General features: G+C 44.1%; 11 protein-coding genes. All 11 read left to right on the forward strand.

The features are described 5' to 3' along the window. Positions 1-242: 242 nt before the first annotated feature. The 11 genes from N773_RS0106420 to N773_RS0106470 are packed head-to-tail and all read left to right on the forward strand — an operon-like array spanning position 243 to position 20,115. Positions 243-995 (forward strand): thioesterase II family protein, encoded by a 753-nt coding sequence (locus N773_RS0106420; protein ID WP_024857017.1) that lies wholly within the window; start codon positions 243-245, stop codon positions 993-995. A gap of 59 nt (positions 996-1,054) precedes the next feature. After that, entirely contained in the window at positions 1,055-2,182 is a 1,128-nt protein-coding gene (locus N773_RS0106425) for a saccharopine dehydrogenase NADP-binding domain-containing protein (protein WP_024857018.1), read from the forward strand. Positions 2,183-2,205: 23 nt separating this feature from the next. After that, complete coding sequence (locus N773_RS0106430) at positions 2,206-2,415, forward strand: acyl carrier protein (protein ID WP_024857019.1); 210 nt, start codon at positions 2,206-2,208, stop codon at positions 2,413-2,415. Positions 2,416-2,434: 19 nt separating this feature from the next. Continuing rightward, positions 2,435-3,721 carry a condensation domain-containing protein gene (locus tag N773_RS0106435; RefSeq protein ID WP_024857020.1) on the forward strand — a complete coding sequence of 429 codons (1,287 nt, stop codon included), beginning with the start codon at positions 2,435-2,437 and terminating at the stop codon, positions 3,719-3,721. A 25-nt stretch (positions 3,722-3,746) separates the two neighbouring features. Beyond that, positions 3,747-5,030, forward strand: a complete 1,284-nt coding sequence (locus tag N773_RS0106440; protein WP_024857021.1) for a condensation domain-containing protein — start codon at positions 3,747-3,749, stop codon at positions 5,028-5,030. 20 nt (positions 5,031-5,050) lie between these two features. Continuing rightward, positions 5,051-5,776: a thioesterase II family protein gene (locus N773_RS0106445; protein WP_024857022.1), complete on the forward strand. Its 726-nt coding sequence runs from the start codon at positions 5,051-5,053 to the stop codon at positions 5,774-5,776. Then, positions 5,773-6,447 (forward strand): 4'-phosphopantetheinyl transferase family protein, encoded by a 675-nt coding sequence (locus N773_RS0106450; protein ID WP_024857023.1) that lies wholly within the window; start codon positions 5,773-5,775, stop codon positions 6,445-6,447. The genes N773_RS0106445 and N773_RS0106450 overlap by 4 nt, the downstream gene beginning before the upstream one ends. Further along, positions 6,444-8,078, forward strand: coding sequence for a (2,3-dihydroxybenzoyl)adenylate synthase (locus tag N773_RS0106455; RefSeq protein WP_024857024.1), 1,635 nt, complete (start codon positions 6,444-6,446; stop codon positions 8,076-8,078). The genes N773_RS0106450 and N773_RS0106455 overlap by 4 nt, the downstream gene beginning before the upstream one ends. Then, complete coding sequence (locus tag N773_RS0106460; protein WP_080678314.1) at positions 8,068-15,714, forward strand: non-ribosomal peptide synthetase; 7,647 nt, start codon at positions 8,068-8,070, stop codon at positions 15,712-15,714. The genes N773_RS0106455 and N773_RS0106460 overlap by 11 nt, the downstream gene beginning before the upstream one ends. Positions 15,715-15,730: 16 nt before the next feature. After that, positions 15,731-16,795, forward strand: a complete 1,065-nt coding sequence (locus N773_RS0106465; protein ID WP_024857026.1) for a thioesterase domain-containing protein — start codon at positions 15,731-15,733, stop codon at positions 16,793-16,795. Continuing rightward, positions 16,795-20,115 (forward strand): non-ribosomal peptide synthetase, encoded by a 3,321-nt coding sequence (locus N773_RS0106470; protein WP_024857027.1) that lies wholly within the window; start codon positions 16,795-16,797, stop codon positions 20,113-20,115. Before N773_RS0106465 ends, N773_RS0106470 begins: the two co-directional genes overlap by 1 nt. The last annotated feature ends 13 nt before the right edge of the window (positions 20,116-20,128 follow it).

Consider the following 20,128-nt stretch of genomic DNA (forward strand, 5'->3'; position numbering starts at 1 on the left):
CGTGCGATTTTTTATTGAAAGATCAGGCGATCGCGCCTGTCGGTTATACACAACTAACTCACAGCGCACTTTCGACCGTTTTTAAGCCTCATCAGGCCACTATTCAACTGTGTTCGGCACGTCTGATACGAACTGAATCCGGGTCTTTATCACTATTAGTTAGTCTTAACTAACTATATTGGTCGATCCGGTATAGCATCGATCTGATTAATTTTGTTTACAAGGAGGAACATTTAAGGATAATGAAACTTGATACGATATTCCCCTTCGGTATCGGTAAAAAAGGTGCAGCATGCAGGCTGTACTGCTTTCATCACGCAGGTGGTAGTGTGTGTACTTTCAGAAATTGGCTGAAAATGTCGCCGCTGATAGATGTGGCTCCGCTGGAACTTCCTGACAGGAGCTGCGACCCGAAAACACTGACTTTTGAGAGCGTACTTGAAGATATGACCGCTGCGATGGCAAAGACTGCCGACTCCATACCATTTTTCATCTACGGACATAGTCTCGGTTCATTATTCGGATTTCAGACAGCATGTGAGCTAAAAAAAAGATACGGTCTAAAAGCCGAAAGACTTTTTGTCGCAGGACGTCATGCCCCCTCTGAAGAGACCGCATCATCATTCAGATATTCCCAGGGCATAGGTGCACTGGAAAAAGAGCTGAAAAGATGCGGAATGGAAAGTGATGAGATACTTTCAAACAAGACCTTCCGAAGCGTATTCCTGCCTATAATTTATAACGATTACAGGCTCAATGAGGAATACGTATATAACGGAGAGATCTTGGATATACCGATAACCGCCATGAACGGAAGTGAGGATAAAGATGCAGACGGCGAGATAGTAGATAAATGGGCTAAAGTAACATCCGCAGGATTTGAAAGATACGAATTCTGCGGCAATCACTTTTTCCCTTATGGAGAAGATGAGCAAAACGTCATAGCACTTATAAGAGAGAAGATACTTCTTTCTCTCGGATATGATTCACCATAAAAGCTACCCGAAAGCCTGTTTTTTCAGCACGGCAGAGGGTCATATAAAGGAGAGTAATGATGAAAAACAGTATAGTTGGTATATTGGGCTGCGGAGGATACATCGGAAGCAATGCGACTGAAAAACTGCTCAAAAACGGTGTACAGGTCATTGGCGGACAGCGCAGTGACAAAAATATGTTTGACGAGTATGATAATTTCAGCAGACGAAAAATCGATGTCAATGTAAAAGCTGAACTTGATGCTTTCATCAGCGAATGCGACATCGTCATCAACTGCATCAGCCCGTCACACGTTTACGGAAAACTTGTGAGAGATGCTGTCATGTCAGCAGGAAAAATACTTGTAGACCCATCGGATGCAAGCTACGAAAAAGACCGCAGCAGCACCGAAGGCATATGCATCGCATCAGCAGGATATATCCCCGGATTATCGGAATTTCTGCCATATGTGTGTGCAAAAAGAGATTTTGATACCATCGAACGTTCGGTAGTATATCAGGGCGGTTTTGACGGCTGCTCGGCAGGTTCTTTCGTAGATATGATAATAGGCGCAGGCAATGAAGATTTCTGCGGAGATGCCTATATTTCCAAGGGTAATATCTCTCCGCTGGGTTCGGACATACGAAAGACCCACGCTACACCTTTTTCGGATAAAAAGGTGATATTCAAGCCGCTTATTACCTGCGACAGCAGAAAGCTGGCAGAGGTACTGGGCTCGGACGAGCATTACTTCTTCTGCACCTATGATGATATGGCTACACTAAGCTTTTTCATGAAGCTGCTTGTAGATGTCACAAGACACAGCAAAGAGGATGCTGCCATCATGATAGAAAACAAACTCAATGAGCGCATAAAGACAAATAAGGAATTTGGCTCACAAACACCTCTTGCATTTTTGTACCTTGAACTTACAGGTCAGAAAAACGGTGTCAGAAACACCAAAGCTTATAAGGTTTGTCTGAGAAATGTCAACAGAGTATGCGGATATTTCCTTGCAGAAACTGTTCTGGCTGTTTTAAAAGAACCCTCAAAGCTGCATAAAGGCTTTAATTACGGATTTGAACTTGTTGACAGCTCCTACGAAAAGAGGATACTCGATGAGATAGGCGATGATGAGTACATCAGGCTGGAAGAGATAGCTGATACTGACAAACTCTGCATCGAAGAGATCACTAATAAAAGATAAAACCCCGGAAAGGAAAGATCATAATGAAAGACACACTGAAAGAAATTTGGAAAGAAATTCTTGAACTGGACGAACTGCCTGCTGAAGATGAGTCGTTCTTCGACCTGGGCGGAAATTCTTTCTCCGCAGCACAGGTAATAGCCGAACTGGAGGACAGAACAGGTAAAACTGCCGAGGTCTCCGACTTTTATGAGCGTGAGACAATCGCACAGTTTGCGGAACTTTTTGAATGATGTAAGGGAGAAAAGCATAATGGAAAAAATGAAACTTTTACCTATCCAGAAAGCTATAATGTGTTTTTCCGAACCCAGGATATACAGCCCCAGCCTGGCAGGTGTATTCATGATAGAAGGAAAAATCGACAAGAAAAAGCTTGAGACCGTGATCGATGATATCGTTCATACGAATGATGCATTCAGCTACAGATTCGTATACGACAAAAACGATGATGAGATATATCAGTATAAAGTCGAGGGTACAAGCTATACACTTGACGAGCGCACCGCATCTGGCGATACAGAAGAAGATAAATTACAGGATATAAGAGATCAGATAGCAGAAGTACGCCGTATCAACGTTGAGGGCAACTTCAAAGGAGAAGTGCCTTGGAATATCATCGTATTTGATATGGGAGAAGATAAATACATCCTTTATGTCAGACTATTCCATCTCATAACTGATGGTATGTCTATCGGTATACTTATAAATAAAATAATCTCAGGCTATAATGGCGCACCTGCAGCAGTATCTGCAAATATGTCGGACTACCTTAAAGACTCTTTTGAGTATCTTGGTTCGAGCGAATATGAGGAACTTCTCAAAAAGAATGATGATCTTATAAAGAGCCATATGGAATATAAGCCATTCCTGAAAAAGCCCTGCAGCGATAACCGCAATTTTGCAAAATACAGCGATTTTATAACGCTGAAAAAGGATAAGCTGGCTGAGACCTGCCGCAAAAATCGCCTTAGTTATTTCCATGTAGCACTTCTGATGGCACATACCATGTTCTCTGTTGTTTTTGACAGGGATGAGACCAGACTCACTATCCCGATAGGTCCTAGAAAGAAAAAATACATGACTACCATTGGCCCTCTGATAGACAGTTATTTCAGCCGCATAAAGCTTGATGTGAACAAGACCATGCTGGAAAATACCATCGAATGCCGCAACTTCAATATTCGTGAAACAAAGATTGCACCCATAATGGCTCATGTAGTCACAGAGCACGATATGCCGATGGAATGCATAGTAACATACCAGAGCTATATCACTAATTTCGGCGAACAGATGCCTTTTGGTGAAGCTAAGGCAAGAGCAATTGCCGATAACGGGATGATGGACTATTATTACTCCAACTGCCTGTGTTTGTCAGGTGTTGAAACAGATGATGCTGTCATACTCTCCCTGCGCAATGACGGTGTACTTATGAACAATGAGCAGGTGGCAATGGGTGTAAAGGTGTTCGAGATCGTGTACGACTGCCTTACCGAAAAGGATATGACATTCGGTGAGTTAAAAAAACAGTTCAATAAATAATCAAGTTTAACCGGAGGTATTAATTATGAAAAAAAGAAAACTCTACCCAATTCAGAAATTATCCTGTTTTCCCGAGAACGGTGTATACAGTCCTGGACTTGCAGGCGCTGTCCGCATAGATGGCAAGATCGACAAGAATAAGCTTGAAGAAGTTATCAACAATATCGTTCTTAATAATGATGCTTTCAGTTTCAGATTTGAGTATAGCGAGAATGATAATGAGATATATCAGTATACAAGCGAAAATACAGGCTATAAGCTCGATGAGAGAAAAGCTTGCGGAAACACCGATGCAGAACGTCTTCAGAACGTGAGGGATCAAATCGCTGAAGTACGCCGTTTCTCAGTAGAGAATAATTTCAAGGGTACTATTCCGTGGAATATAATACTCTTCGATATGGGCGATGACGATCATATCCTGTATGTAAGAGTGATACACCTTATCTCCGACGGTATGTCAATGGGTATACTCATGAAAAGCATAGTTTCGGGCTATAACGGTATGCCTTTGACCGAGGCTGTCGGTGTGACAAAGTTTATCGAGGATTTTGATGAGATGATAAACTCGGGCGAGTTAGCCGCACAGCTTGAAAAGTACGATGACCTTATAAAGGGACATATTGCGTACAAGCCGTTTTTGAAGATACCCGAATATGATGAACGCAATTATGCAAAGTACGGCGAGTTCGTTACGCTGAAAAAAGAAAAGCTCGATGAAGTTTGCCGCAAGAACCGCCTTAGTTTTTTCCATGTTACACTTATAATGGCACACACCATGTTCTCGCTACTTCACGGAAGAAGTGAGACCAGGCTGACTATTCCTGTGGGAACAAGAAAGAAAAAATACATGGCTACTATAGGTCTGCTTTCAGAGATGTATTTCAGCCGTATTGAGCTTGACGACAGCAAGACTATGCTGGAAAATGCGCTGATGTGCCGTGATCTCAATCTTCGTGAGGTAAGGACTTCGCCCATAATGCCATATGTTATTACTGAAAATGCTTTGCCCATAGAGTGCGTTATCTCATATCAGAGCTATATCACAAATTTCAATGAGGTCATCCCTTTTGGCGAAGCAAAAGCGAAAACATTTTCTGATATGGCTCTTATGGATTACTACTATTCAAACTTCTTATGCATATCAGCCGTTGAGACTGATACTGAAATAAGACTTACCCTGCGAAATGACGGTATGCTCATGAACAACGAGCAGGAAGCAGAGGGCATAAAGATATTCAATGCGGTATATGATTGCCTTACCAAACAGGACATGACTTTCGCAGAGCTAAAAAGACAGTTTTCAAAATAATAGAAAAGGAGTGCCGCAAAATGCGTGATAACAGGAAACTCATCAAAAATGAGGAAAAAATACCCTCAAGCGATAAGGTTATGTTCTGCTTTCCCTATGCAGGCGGCGGAGCATCTGCATTCAGGAACTGGGAAAATGGTCTTGGAAGTGATGTTGCCGTTTGCCCAATACAGCTGCCCGGCAGAGAAGAACGCTTCGGCGAACAGCCCTATGCGGATCATGAAGAACTGGTGGAGGACGTATACAACGAGATCAGGAAATTCTCAGACCATGATATATACCTCTACGGGCACAGCATGGGTGCCAAGATCGCTTATGCACTGGCTGAAAAGTTTGAAAATGACGGCATAGATATAAAGGGACTGATAGTATCGGGCTGCAGTGCTCCTCACATACCCGATTATGATCCCATCGGCGCTCTTCCAACAGATGAGTTTCGTGAAGCTCTCGGAAAGTATAACTGTACTCCACAGGCAATATTGCAGGATGAAGAACTGTTCGATATGTTCCTGCCAATGCTGAGAGCAGATTTTACAGTCTCGGAAAGTTTCTCCTTCGAGAAAACAAGGATATCCTGTCCGATAACAGCACTTTGCGCAACAAATGATGATGACGCTCGCGAAAATGATGTTATGCAGTGGAACACATACTCTGATGAATTCAACTGCCGTAAATTTGAAGGAGATCACTTCTTTATCAAAGAAAAAGAGAAGGATGTCATAAGTTATCTTCGCAAGGTAATATGAATCTGTCATATTTCAACATACGGGATATACCCGAGATAAAAAGTCTTCCCAAACACGGTATGGCGGATATCTGGTCAGCAGATATCTGCCTTGACCGTGAAATTATCATGAATCATCTGCATTATCTTAATGCTGATGAACTAAGCCGATACCGACGTTTTCTCAAAGAGGAGGACAGACTGAGGTTTGCAGGCGGAAGGATATTTACAAAACTTATAGCGGCAGCATATCTCGGAATAAAAGCCGAGGAAATATCTATAATTTCAGAAAAAAATACAAAGCCCGTCATCATGGGAAAAACAGGTCTTGAATATAACATATCGCATTCAGGCGATATGATACTATTGGCATTTTCTTCATCAGCAGAAGTGGGTGTGGACATTGAAAAAAACGATCCGAATATAGATGCGGCTTTACTCAGCACTGTACTACACCCGAAAGAAAAGGAAGCTGTCCTGCGCTGCGGAACAGACGAGTTCTTCAGGATATGGACTGGTAAGGAAGCATATGTAAAAGCTGTCGGGAAAGGTTTTTCAATATCTCCCGAGAGTTTTTTTGTGCAAGAAAACGGAACAGTAAGCAGCACGGAAGAATACAAGGTTTTGCGTATCGACAGATACAATGGATATTTTGCCGCTTTCTGTTATCATACCAAGGAGGAAAAGATATGAAAGAACGATATAAGAAAGACCTTAGTAAATTTGAAGGTCTTAAATACTGGAAAAAGAAGCCCCTTTCTGAATATATCAGAGAATGGGCTGAAAAGTACGGAGAAAGAACAGCTGTGATAGCAGATGATTATGAGCTTACCTATTCGGAAATGGACAGTCTCAGCAACGAAAGGGCGTTCGGATTAAGCAAACTAGGGCTTAAAAAGGGCGATACAGCTGCCATACAGCTGCCAAACAGTGCAGAGTATGTTATAACTCTTTTTGCCCTCTATAAACTTGGTGTCAAGCCTGTGCTCGTACTGCCTGCACATCGCGAAGCAGAGCTGTCTTCTATCATGGAAACTGCTGCGCCAAAGGTGTATATCATACCGGATAAATACATGGGATATGAGTATCTTAACCTTGCAAAAAAACTACAGGCGGAATACAGCTGTCTTGAATACATAATTGTAGACGGTGACATCGATGGCGATGACAGCACTGTCATAGCGCTTGAAGATATAACTGCAGAAAAAGGCGAACTTCCCGAAACAGACCCATATGACACCCTGCATTATCTTCTCAGCGGCGGTTCAACCGGTGTTCCCAAGCTGATCGCAAGGACTCATTCGGATTATATGTATCTGTGCAAGCTTTGCTGCGACAGATGCGAACTAACATCTGATGATGTCTACCTCGTGGCACTTCCCTGCGAACACAATTTTCCTACCGGCGACCCTGGATTTCTCGGTGTTATGGATGTTGGCGGAACTGCGGTATTTTGCAGCCATATCAGTCCCGATGAGATACTCGATAAGATAACCGAGTATGAAGTTACCGTGACTGCACTGGTACCGACAATGGTAAGTATGTGTATAGATATGCTGGAGATCGATGATGATTTTGATATATCCTCACTCAGGATACTCCAGGTAGGTGGCTCGGTATTCGATGACAGCGCCGCTGAACGTGCGATAAAGGCTTTCGGCGATACTGTTATAATGCAGGTATTCGGAACTTCTGAGGGACTTATCATAACTACCCTGCTCGATGACAGCCGTGAATACATAAAGAAATATCAGGGCAAAGCGCTCCCAGATGAGTTTATCGACGATGAGTGTGAATCCACCGAGATAAGGATAGTTGACAGTGATGATAATGACGTTCCCGACGGAGAATACGGCGAACTCATATGCAGAGGTCCATACATCATCGACAGCTATTACGGTCTTGGCGATGCTGACCTTTCAAGCTTTACAAAGTATGGTTTTTACAGAACAGGCGATAAGGCAATGAGGACTTGTGAGGGATACTATAAGTTCGTGGGACGTATAAAAGAACAGATAAACAGGGCGGGTGAAAAAATAATGCCCGCTGAGCTGGAAGAACATCTTTGTATGTATGAACGTGTACAGGATGCCGCTGTCATAGGAGTGCCTGATCCGGAGATAGGCAATAAGATCTATGCATTTATGGTGTCATCCGATGAAAATGAAGTAACGATGGAGGAAGTGTTTGAACACCTTACCAAAAAGGGAGTTGCAAGATATAAATTCCCTGACAGATGCATCACGCTTGACGCACTTCCGCTAACAGCAGTAGGTAAAAAGGACGTAAAAAAACTTCTTACGATAGCAGAAAATGAGGATTGAACTAATGGAATTTGAAAAGCTGAAACAGGAAGTATCTGCAATGCTGCCGATCTCCAAAGAAATAAGTGATGACCAGAACCTGATAAATGCAGGCATAAACTCACTGACGGTGATGCGGTTTGTCAGCAAGCTGAGAAAAGAGGGCATCAAGATATCATACGGTGAACTTCTTGACGAACCTACACTTGCAGCATGGCATAAACTGATAGAAAAAACACAGGATAATAAAAATAAAAAGAAGAAAAAGGGTAATAAAGCAAAGAAAGCAGTTAAGACCACTGATGTGAAAAGTTCTTTTCCTCTTACCGATATACAGTATGCCTATAAAATAGGCAGAGAAGACGGCAGAGAACTTGGCGGAATAGGCTGCCACGCATTCATGGAATTCTCAGGTAAAGGGATAGATGAAAACAGACTTGATTCTGCCTGGAAAAAGGTGCAGTATCATCACCCTATGCTGCGTGCAAAATTCCTGGATAACGGCGAACAGGAGATCATGGACAAGCCATACAGCGAACATATCGACATCTATGACTACAGCAGCGACAGCGATTGGCTGGATAAGTGTGCCAGGATAGGCGAACAGCTCACCCACCGTAAATTCGAGGTAGAAAAAGGCCATGTCTGCGCATTCACACTGGTAAAGGGTCAGAACGATGAGTACCGCCTTTTCTATGATATCGACCTGCTCGTGGCTGATGTACAGAGCTTTAATATAATCCTGCGTGACCTTGCTGCAGCATACAAAGGCAGAGAGCTTCCCGAGGATTCACTGAACTGGGATTTTGCTTCATACCTTGAAAACAAAAAGCAGCAGGAAGCCGAAGATGAGGCTGCTGCTAAAGAATACTGGAGCGGACGCATAGCCGACATTGCCCATGCGCCCGAGCTTCCCATGGCAAAAGACCCAACTGAGATAAGTACTACAAGGACAGTCAGGGATATCGTGGATATATCTCTTGATACCTGGAACAAAGCAACAGCAATGGCGGCAAAATACAATATCACTCCTGCAGTATACCTTATGACGGTGTATGCCATGATAATTGCAGAATGGAGCAGCAATAAGCGTTTTCTGATAAATATACCTACATTTGACAGACACACCGAATATGGTGCATCGGAGAATGCGGTTGCTGACTTCACTACACTTATGCTGCTCGAAGTTGACCTCACCGCCGACCCTACATTTGAAGAACTTGCGTTACAGATAAAGGGTCAGCTCAGCGAGATAATGAAACACACTGCGTATTCGGGTGTAAAGGTCCAGCGTGACATAATGAGCAAGTATGGAGAAGACAAAAATTATGCACCTGTGGTCTTTGCCTGCAATTTCGGCAATTCTATCATAGGCGGTGAGACCGGGGAGGTATTTGGCAGATTTGAAAGAATGCTCTCCCAGACCCCGGGCGTATGGATAGATTTCCAGTCATATGAAACTCCGGACAGCATCATGCTCTCCTGGGACAGCGTTATCGGACTGTTTCCTGAGGGTATGATAAAAGACATGATGAATTCTATGGAGAGGCTCATAACTGATACTTCAGAAAAAGAATGGGATACTCATTTTGACCTGCTGCCTCCAAAACAGCGTGAGTTTATTGATGCGCAGAAGAATATCATTCTACCGAAAACTAAGGAGAGATTGTTTGACGGATTTTTGCGTTCAACAGAAAAATATCCCGACAAAACTGCACTTGTCGATACAGGTGCAGGTATTGAGATGACCTACAGTGAACTGAAAGCAAAAGCGCTCGCTGTTGCAGGCTATTTCATATCAAATAATATCAAAGGCGAGGCGGTGGCTGTTACTGTTACCAGAGGATACAGGCAGGCTGTATCACTGATAGGCATAATACTCTCAGGCAATTCATATGTACCCGTAAGCATCGACCAGCCTAAAGAAAGAAGAAAACTGATACATGAAAAAACAGGCATCAGCACCGTTATCTGCGATGAACTTGTTCATAGTAATACAGAGTGGCCCGAAAACACACGTGTGCTTGTCATAGAGAAACTGTTAGAACAGCCTGCAGCGGACGTACTGCCGGATGTATCCTGCGATGACCCTGCATATGTCATCATGACCTCTGGCACCACAGGTCTGCCCAAGGGAGCTCAGATGTTCCATAAAGGCGCGGCAAACACTATCCGTGACGTAAACGAAAGATATGGTATAACTGCCGATGATACAGTGCTCGGCATATCCTCGATAGATTTCGACCTGTCAGTATACGATTTCTTCGGAACATTCTCAGCAGGTGCTAAACTTATAATGTTACCCGATGAGAAAAAGCGTGATGCGGAATACTGGCTGGAGCTGGTATCAAAGTATAACATCACAGTCTGGAATTCCGTGCCGATACTATTAAATATGCTTATGACTGCCGCAGAAGCATCTGCAAAGAAACTTCCTCTCAAAAAAATTATGCTTTCAGGCGACTGGATAGGTCTTGACCTGCCTGTAAGAGCAGATGCACTGACGGATGACTGCCTGTTCATATCAATGGGCGGTGCAACAGAAGCTTCCATATGGTCAAACTTCTATCGTGTTACCCTGCCTTTGGATGAAAACTGGCCGTCCATCCCATATGGTCGTCCCCTCAGCGGACAATCCTACAGAGTTGTCGATGACAACGGAAAAGATGTCCCCTTCTGGTGCGAAGGCGAACTTCTCATCGGTGGTATCGGTGTCGGCATTTATAAGGGCGATGATGAGCTTAACAAAAAGAAGTTCATTGAAGAAAACGGAACAAGATGGTACAAAACAGGCGACCATGGAAGATTCAGAGAGAATGGTATCATCGAATTCCTCGGACGCAAGGATTTTCAGGTGAAGATCAGAGGTCACCGCATCGAGCTAGGTGAAGCCGAAGCCGTTCTGAAACAGATACCTCAGGTAAAGAGTGCAGTGGTCGAAGCTGCCGAAGTAGGCATGGGTGAAAAACATCTTGTAGCATACCTTGAAACGGGCAGTGACCGAAAAGAACCTCTTTTTACTATCAATTCCAAGGCACAGGAGGAATCGGATAAGATAAGATCGGCTGTCAAGAATGCAGACATCTCTGTAAATGGCTACGAAGATACCATAGCATATTCCCATAAAAAGGTACTCTCGGTAATTTACGATACAATAATAGCTCTGGGTCTGCTTTCAGGCAGCTATGAAAAGGTGAACGAGCAGTACAGATCTCTTGTGGATATGTATATTGATGAGCTTTGCAAAAACGGAAACATCAGAAGATCCGAACATGGCTTTGAGCAGTGCAACGATCCTGAAGTTCCAAAAGCTGACGGAGAGGTGCAAAAGTCTGTTGAGGCTTACTTTGATGAGATAAAGCCTTATATCCCCGATATGATCTCGGGCTGTAAAGATGCCGCAGAACTCTTCTATGACCCCGATAAATTGCTATCTCCGAACTCACTGCTGTCAAAACTTCCCGGCAGCGATGAGATCACAGCCGTGCTTGCTGACAGGATAGCTGCGGTGATCAGTGCATACGGCAGAAAAGTAAATATCCTCGAGATAGGTGCAAGAGATACTTCCCTTACAAATAATATACTCAAAACCATAGGCAGTATGGATATTTCATATACAATTGCAGATACATCAGCATTCTTCCTTACAGAGTCAGATAAGCTGATAAAAAGCTACGGCTGCTGTGAAACAAAGCTGCTGACGGATAGTGATATGCTCACATTACAGGGCAGTTTTGATATAGTGCTCGCCTATAACTATCTCCACCGACAGAAAGATATGAATGCAAAGCTAAACGCACTCAGGGAGATGCTTTCTGCATCGGGCGTTATGTTCATAGCGGAGATAACAGATAACACTGCGCTGCAATGGATCACAGCTGATATCTTGGAAAAACGCAATGCTGCACTTCCCTCTTCAGCTGATTATAGATCCATGCTCAAAGCATCGGGGGCAGATACCATCTGCAATATCCTGCCCGAAAACTTTGCAGGCAGGATGCTTATCATGGCAGCATCTTCCAACGGATGCTATGTACCCGATAAAGATTACATACTTTCTCAGATAACTCAGAAACTGCCTGATTATATGATACCCAAGGTATTCTATGCAATGGATAAGCTGCCCCTGAGCAAAAACGGAAAGGTGGACCGCAAACTGCTCAGAAAGCTGGCAAGCATGACTGCGGAGGAAAAATCATCAGTTTCTGTACCCGTTACCGAAACAGAAAAGAAACTCTGCGAACTCTGGCAGGAGATATTCGGTCTTGAAAGCATCGGTACTGATGATAACTACTACCGTCTTGGCGGAGATTCGCTTACCGCTATCCGCATGACAACACGCATAAAGAAAATGTTCGGGATAGAATATACTGTCCGTGACATGATGAAGGATGTGACCATAGCTGTACAGGCTGAAAAGATAGATCGCAGACTTGCTGATGGCAAGTACGTATGCAGCGAAGGAAACACTTATATCTCAGCAGATACCAAGAATGCTTATGCCCCATTCCCGCTTACAGAAGTTCAGAACGCATACCTGCTCGGCAGAAGCGAAACATTCTCACTGGGAGGAGTAGCTACTCATTGTTATTTCGAACTTGACGGTGATGACCTTGACATAGATCGTGCACAGGCTGCACTCAACGATATGATAAAATATCACGGAACCATGCGCCTTGTCATATCCTATGACGGCACCCAGCGTATACTTCCCGAAGTGCCGGAATACCATATAGACACGATGATCCTTGACGGCATACCGGAGTCTGAACTGAATACAAAACTTGAAGAAGTCAGAAATAATATGTCACATCAGATCATCGACATTGAAAAATGGCCGCTGTTCGATATCAGGGCAGCAAAATTTGGCGGCAGATCAAGGATATTCGTAAGCTTTGACAACATCGTATTTGACGGTTTCAGTATGTTCGGCGTGCTTGATGAATGGGCTAAACGCTATAAGGAAACTTTCCACGAAGACAAGCCTTTGGAAATATCTTTTCGTGATTATGTACTGGGGCTTGAAAAGATAAAGAACTCGGGTAAATACGAAAAGGATAAGGCATACTGGAAGGAGCGTATAGACAACTTTCTGCCGGCTCCTGCGCTGCCAACATTAAAAAAGGAAAGCGAGATCACTGATCAGCACTTTGAGCGTCATTCAGCCTTTCTCTCAAAGAACGAGTGGGAAAGCCTGCGTGAGAGCGCACGACGCTTTGAACTTACTCCGTCGGTACTTCTCATAGCAGCATATACCGAAACTCTGCGTTCGAGAAGTACAACACCCGAATTCACACTTAACCTGACCCAGTTCGACCGCAAGCCTCTGCACCCCGATGTAAACAAGCTGTTCGGCGACTTTACTACACTGACACTGCTTGAAATAAGAAATTCCGATCAGGATACTTTTGCAGACAGAGCCCGTAAAATAGCAAGACAGCTGGCAAGAGACCTTGAACATTCCTGCTATAGTGCCGTAGACCTTGAAAGAGAGCTCAGACATAAGACCGGAAATTCAAAAGATTCACTGATGCCTGTGGTATTCACCAGCGGTATAGGTCTTAACAGTCAGGCTGATAATGAGTGCATCGGCGAACTCACTTACAATATCAGCCAGACCCCCCAGGTATGGCTGGATCATCAGGTAGTCGAAAGGGACGGCGGATTACAGCTTTCGTGGGACAGTCTGAAGGATATCTTCTATCCAGGATTCATAGATGAGATGTTCGCTGCATATATAGACCTTCTCAGAAGGCTTTCTGCTGACAGCAGTCTGTTTAACAAACAGTCCCACAGCCTGATAGAAGTTAAGATAAGCGAAGCAAGAAAGAATGCCAACATGACCGACAAGGAGCTTCCCGAAAATACGCTTGACAGAATGTTCCTCAAAGCAGCGGCAAAATATCCGGATAATACAGCACTTGTATGCGCGGACAAGAGGTATACCTACAATGAACTAAAAGCCAGAGCGCTGGGTATAAGCAAACAGCTGCTTGCTTACGGCATAAAGTCGGGCGAGACCGTGGCTATCCTTATGCCTAAATGTGCCGAACAGATAATCGCCGCACTGGGCATACTGCTTTCGGGCGGTGCATACCTGCCGCTGGATATATCAAACCCCGATGACAGACTTGTTACCATACTTAATGACAGCGGCACTGACAAGGTGGTATACAAGGATCTTGCTGACGAAAGGTTCAGCACTTTTGGCAAATACAATCTGATAGATGCCATGACCACACCACCATGCGAAGATGACAGCATCGCAGTAAAAAACGATACATCGGAACTTGCATATGTTATCTATACCTCGGGAAGTACAGGCATACCAAAGGGCGTAATGATCCCCCATTCAGGTGCTGTAAACACCATCGAAGATATCAACAGCAGATTTGAGGTCTCACATACAGATGCGTGCCTAGCCATATCAAATATGCATTTTGATCTCTCGGTATATGATGTATTCGGTCTGCTGGCAGCAGGCGGTAAGATCGTAGTGCCTGAAAGCGATAAGCACAAGGATCCTGAACACTGGTTAAAACTGATCGAAAAAGAACACATCACTTTGTGGAACAGCGTACCTGCATTTGCAGAAATGCTTTGCGAATATCTTAACGGAGAAAACTACAGCTCTGAAAGCTCCCTGAGACTTATGCTGCTAAGCGGTGACTGGATAAGCACTACGCTGCCCGAGAGAATATGGAAACTGTTCCCGAAGCTCAGGTTCGTTTCGCTGGGCGGTGCAACAGAAGCATCCATATGGTCAAACATCTACGAGGTAACAGAAAAAATACCCGAGAACTGGACAAGCATACCATACGGCAAACCGCTGCTCAACCAGAGGTATTACATACTAGATGAACACCTTGCAGACCGTCCAGACAGAGTGGCAGGAACAATATTCATTGCTGGCAAGGGCGTTGCAATGGGCTATCTCAATGACATCAAAAAGACCCGTGAAAAGTTCATCAAACATCCTGTAACCGGTGAGTATATGTACAACACAGGAGATATGGGCAGATACTGGAGCGATGGCAACATCGAATTTCTTGGACGACTTGATAACCAGATAAAGATCAACGGATACCGTGTGGAAATAGGCGAGATCGAAGCTGCGGTAGATAAACTGGAAAATGTGTCTGACGGAAAGATACTTTTCCGTGACGGGATGCTGATAGTGTTCTTCCGCTATAACGGCGAATATACCGAAGAGACAGAGGAAAAGCTGAAAAATGAACTTCACGGTAGACTGCCTGCATATATGGTCCCAGGAAAATTTGTACATCTGGAAGAATTCCCGCTAACATCAAACGGAAAGATCGACACTGCATTAATGTATGAGATGTCCCGCAGCATCAAGAGCAGTTCTGAAAAGCGCAGGAAAACGCCCCTTTCAGACGGTGCCGAAAAACAGATCGCACCTGTGTGGGAACGTGTACTTGGTTATTCGCCTGTATACGCAGATGACGACTTCTTTATCGCAGGCGGTGATTCACTGAAAGCGATCTACCTTGTAAACGGAATAAAGAAAGATCTCGGTATACAGATAAGCGTTAAAGAAGTATTCACAGCAGGTACGCTGGCAATGCTCGCAAAGGCTGTTGAAGCCGCCAATGCAGGCAGTAACGAGACCGATGAAGACGAATTTGAAATATGATTCCCAGGAGATTAAAATGAAAGCAAATAAATGGATAGCTCACGAAAATGTGACCGAGGGCAATAAATTATCGCTGCTTTGTTTTATATTTGACGGAGGCAGCGCCAGCTATTTTTCATCATGGAAGTATTCTCTCAATGAGGATATAGACCTGATACCGATCCTTTATCCCGTACGTGAAAAGCGTATCAAAGAACCTATGTACAAGGATATGGATTCTTTTGTTGATGATCTGGCAGTATCGCTGGAAGATATATTCCGAAATAGATATGCGTTCTTTGGCTATTGCAGCGGATCTGTCATAGCATACGAAACTGCTGTACGAGTAAAGGAACTTTACGGCACAGAGCCTGAGTACGGAATGATAATATCCAGCGAAGCGCCTGAATTTCTTCATGAATCTGTGCCAAAGATAACCGATGAGAATCGAGAGCGTCTTTTCTTCGAGCATCTTTCGGCACTGCCGTTCATAGATGAAAAAACACTGCATGACAAGGTCTTTCTGGATTACTATAAGCCGCTTTTCACAGCAGACCACGACCTTCTTGATTCTTATGATTTCAAAGAGCATGATAAACTCAACTGTGACCTTGATGTGCTCATATGTCCCGATGACCCGAAGGTGAATGGTGAAAAAGCATTGTGCTGGAACCGTCTTACCAACGGCGAAACACGCATCATCGAGCGTGACGGCGGACATTTTCTGGTAGACAGCCAGAAGGAATACATATTCTCACGGCTGAACGAAAGACTTTCGGAAACAGGCAGGAAAGCTGCTGTACAAGCCGAGAATGCTGATGATACCGATCTTACCGATACCGAAAAAACTATCATAAGCCTATGGGAAGACCTGCTTGGCAAAACAGGCTTTACAAGATCAAGCGACTTCATACTGTCGGGCGGCGATTCACTCAAAGCGGTCAGACTGATAAATGAAGTGCGCCGAATATACTCAGTCGAGTTAAAGATCACCGATGTTTTCGGCTGCGGTGATGTAAAAACACTTGCAGTATGCATAGATGAACTTATCAGACAGAAAGACGAGATCAAAGACAATTATACAGATGAGGGAGAGATATAATGAGTATTGAAGAACTGCTTCTGTCATACAGACAGAAAGGTGTTGAGCTTTCTCTTAACGGAGATAAACTGAAATTCAGCGCACCCAAGGGTACGTTCACAGAACAGGACAAAGCTGTGCTTAAAGAAAACAAGCCACGTATTATCGAGTATCTGTCAAAGCATAACGACAATGATGTTATAATCGACAAGGAACATATCTACGATGAATTTCCTCTGACAGATATCCAGTCCTCCTATCTGGTAGGGCAGGATTCACTTTACAAATACGGCGGAACAAATTGTAAAATATATTCCGAATTTGAATTTGATGAACTGGACTACGAAAAGGTACAAAATGCGTGGAAAGCTGTAATATCCCGCAATGAGATGCTCCATGCTGTTATAGAATCAAAAGGTGTTCAGAGGATCCTCAAAGAGTATACCGTCCCTGCAATAAAGCTAACTGATATAAGCTTTATGAATGATGAAGAAGCCCGGGAATATCTCGATAAAAAGCGCAGAGAGCTTACTCTCAAACAATATCCCGCAGGGACATGGCCGCAATTCGATCTTGAAATGACTGTACTGAAAAACAGGTATATGCTGCATTTCTCGCTGGATATGCTTGTTGCGGATTTTGTCAGCATTAACCTTATATTCGATGAATTTGAGGATAACTACTATAACAAGAAAAAGCCTGAAACGACCGAGCTGACTTTCAGAGACATCGTTATCCACCGTGAGAACCTGAAAAAGACAGCCGAGGGTATACACAAGTATGAACAGGATAAAGAATACTGGCTCGAAAAGGCTGAGACTATGCCATCCGCCCCTGTATTCCCCACACTTGGCACTGTAAGCAATGATGCAGTGCTTTTCAGGCAGCACCTGTTTTTCCTTGAAAATGATGTGTACACCCGCCTTTGCGAAACAGCAAGGAGCGAAAAGGTAACACCATCAAATCTTGTACTTACAGCTTATGTTGAAACTCTCAGAGCTATATCCACAAACAAGTCCTTCTGTATAGATGTCACCATGTCCGACAGACCTGAGATACATCCCGATATCAGAAAAGTCGTAGGTGACTTCACCATCGCAAGTATCCTTTCAGCGGAGGACAAGGGGTATGAAACTTATCTCGATGAAGCGAAAGCACTGCAGGCAAGGCTCTGGGAAGACCTTGGACACAATGCGTTCTCAGGCACAGAGGTACTCAGAGAACTCAGCCGTCATACCCACGGCGAAATAGTTGTACCTGCGGTATTCACCAGTACACTTGGTGCTATGAATACCGAGATAGACCGTGTAGGAAGACTGCTCTACACTATCAGCATGACACCTCAGGTACTGATAGACTGTCAGGTTCTCGAAGTCAATGGCAGACTGCGTGTTAACTGGGATGTCCGTGAGGGCGTGTTCCCCGAGGGACTTATAGAGAACGCCTTTGAGATATTCCGCAATAACGTCATCCGTCTTGCATCACCCGAGGGACTGAAAAGCAGTATATTCAACGTGCTTCCCGAAAAGGTACAGAAAATCAGAGATGAAGTGAACAGCACCGAGCAGAAAATAGATGCAACATATCTCTATGACGGCTTTATGCGAAGTCTTGAAAAAACTCCCGATGCACCTGCATTGTATAATGACGGCACCACCTACTCCTACCGTGAACTGGCAGCATATACCGTCACACTCAGAAGATCGCTCAGTGAGGCTGGTTTCCAGAAGGGCGAGATAGCTGCATTATCCATCTCCAAAGGCATCTGGCAGATAGCAGCTGTACTTGCGATACTCACTCTGGGCGGAACATACCTGCCCCTTGATGTACATCAGCCTTCCGAAAGAGCAGAAAAGATACTTACCACATCCGGCACAAAATATATCCTTCTGGAGAAATATGACTATATCAGCGACGGCATATCAAAGAAAATAGACATAACAAAGCTTGAAAGAGCTTCCCTTGATGATACAGAGATAATACCCGATGCTCCCAAGCTTTCATCCCCTGCCTATGTCATATTCACATCAGGCAGTACAGGTACACCCAAAGGCGTGGTCATATCCCACGAGGCAGCCTCAAACACTATCCTCGATATAAATCAGCGCTGGAATGTTACTTCAAAAGACCGTCTTCTTGGACTGGCAAATCTGGGATTTGACCTTTCGGTATATGATATATTCGGGGCGTTCTATGCAGGCGCAGAGCTTGTACAAGCTACAGAGAGCCTTGCAAAGGACCCTGCCCACTGGCTCGAACTTGTACGTACACAAAATATCACCGTATGGAACAGTGTACCTGCACAGATGAAGATGCTCACAATGTTCATTGAAGGCGAGAAAGAGAAGACTATCGAGTCTCTCAAACTGGTACTTCTTTCGGGCGACTGGATCCCCACAGATTTGCCTGCCGATATAAAGAGATGCTTCCCAAATTCAGAGATAATAAGTCTGGGCGGTGCCACCGAAGCAGCTATATGGTCAATATACTACCCCATCGACCATAATGCCGTTTACGAAAGAAGTATCCCCTACGGCAAGCCCCTGGCTAATCAGCGGTTCTATATACTCGATGAAAAACTGCAGCCCCTTACCGATTGGGTCACAGGCAGCATATATATCGCAGGTAAAGGTCTTGCTCTTGAATACCTTGGAGATAAGGCGCTTACCGATGCAAAGTTCGTATATTCCAAAAAGCTTGGCGAACGTCTTTACAGAACCGGTGACATAGGAAGGTATTTGCCCGATGGCAATATCGAATTCCAGGGCAGAGAAGACTTCCAGATCAAGATAAGAGGTCACAGAGTGGAACTAGGCGAGATAGAATCTGCCGCAAACGATATCCTTAAACCGAAGGATATAAAGGTCATCGCTGCTGACCACAACGGTTCTGTGCATATAGTAATGTTCTGTGTGCCTGAAAACAGCGCTGACCTCCCCGATAAGGACACACTTGATGAAGCACTTGCCAAAAAGCTGCCTAAGTATATGGTGCCCTCATTCTACAAGTACCTCGATGCAATACCGCTGACCAAGAACGGCAAGGTAGACGTCAAAGCACTGGGTGATATGGCAGCAGAGATTATCGATGAGAAGAAAAACAGCACAAGCTGTGATACTGATCTTTCAGAGACCGAAAAAAATGTTTTTGACGTATGGTGCAGTATATTCAATACCGATAATATCGGTGTCGATGAAGATTTCTTCGACTGCGGCGGCGATTCTGTAATGATAGTAAAGCTTATAACTGAACTTGAGAACAAATTCGGATACAAACTCACACTGCCCGAGGTATACGAATGCCCGACGATAAGACTAATGGCACAGGCTTTGAACGCATGATAAGGAGATGGTA

This window comes from Ruminococcus albus AD2013 (assembly GCF_000526775.1).
Lineage (GTDB): Bacteria > Bacillota > Clostridia > Oscillospirales > Ruminococcaceae > Hominimerdicola > Hominimerdicola alba_A.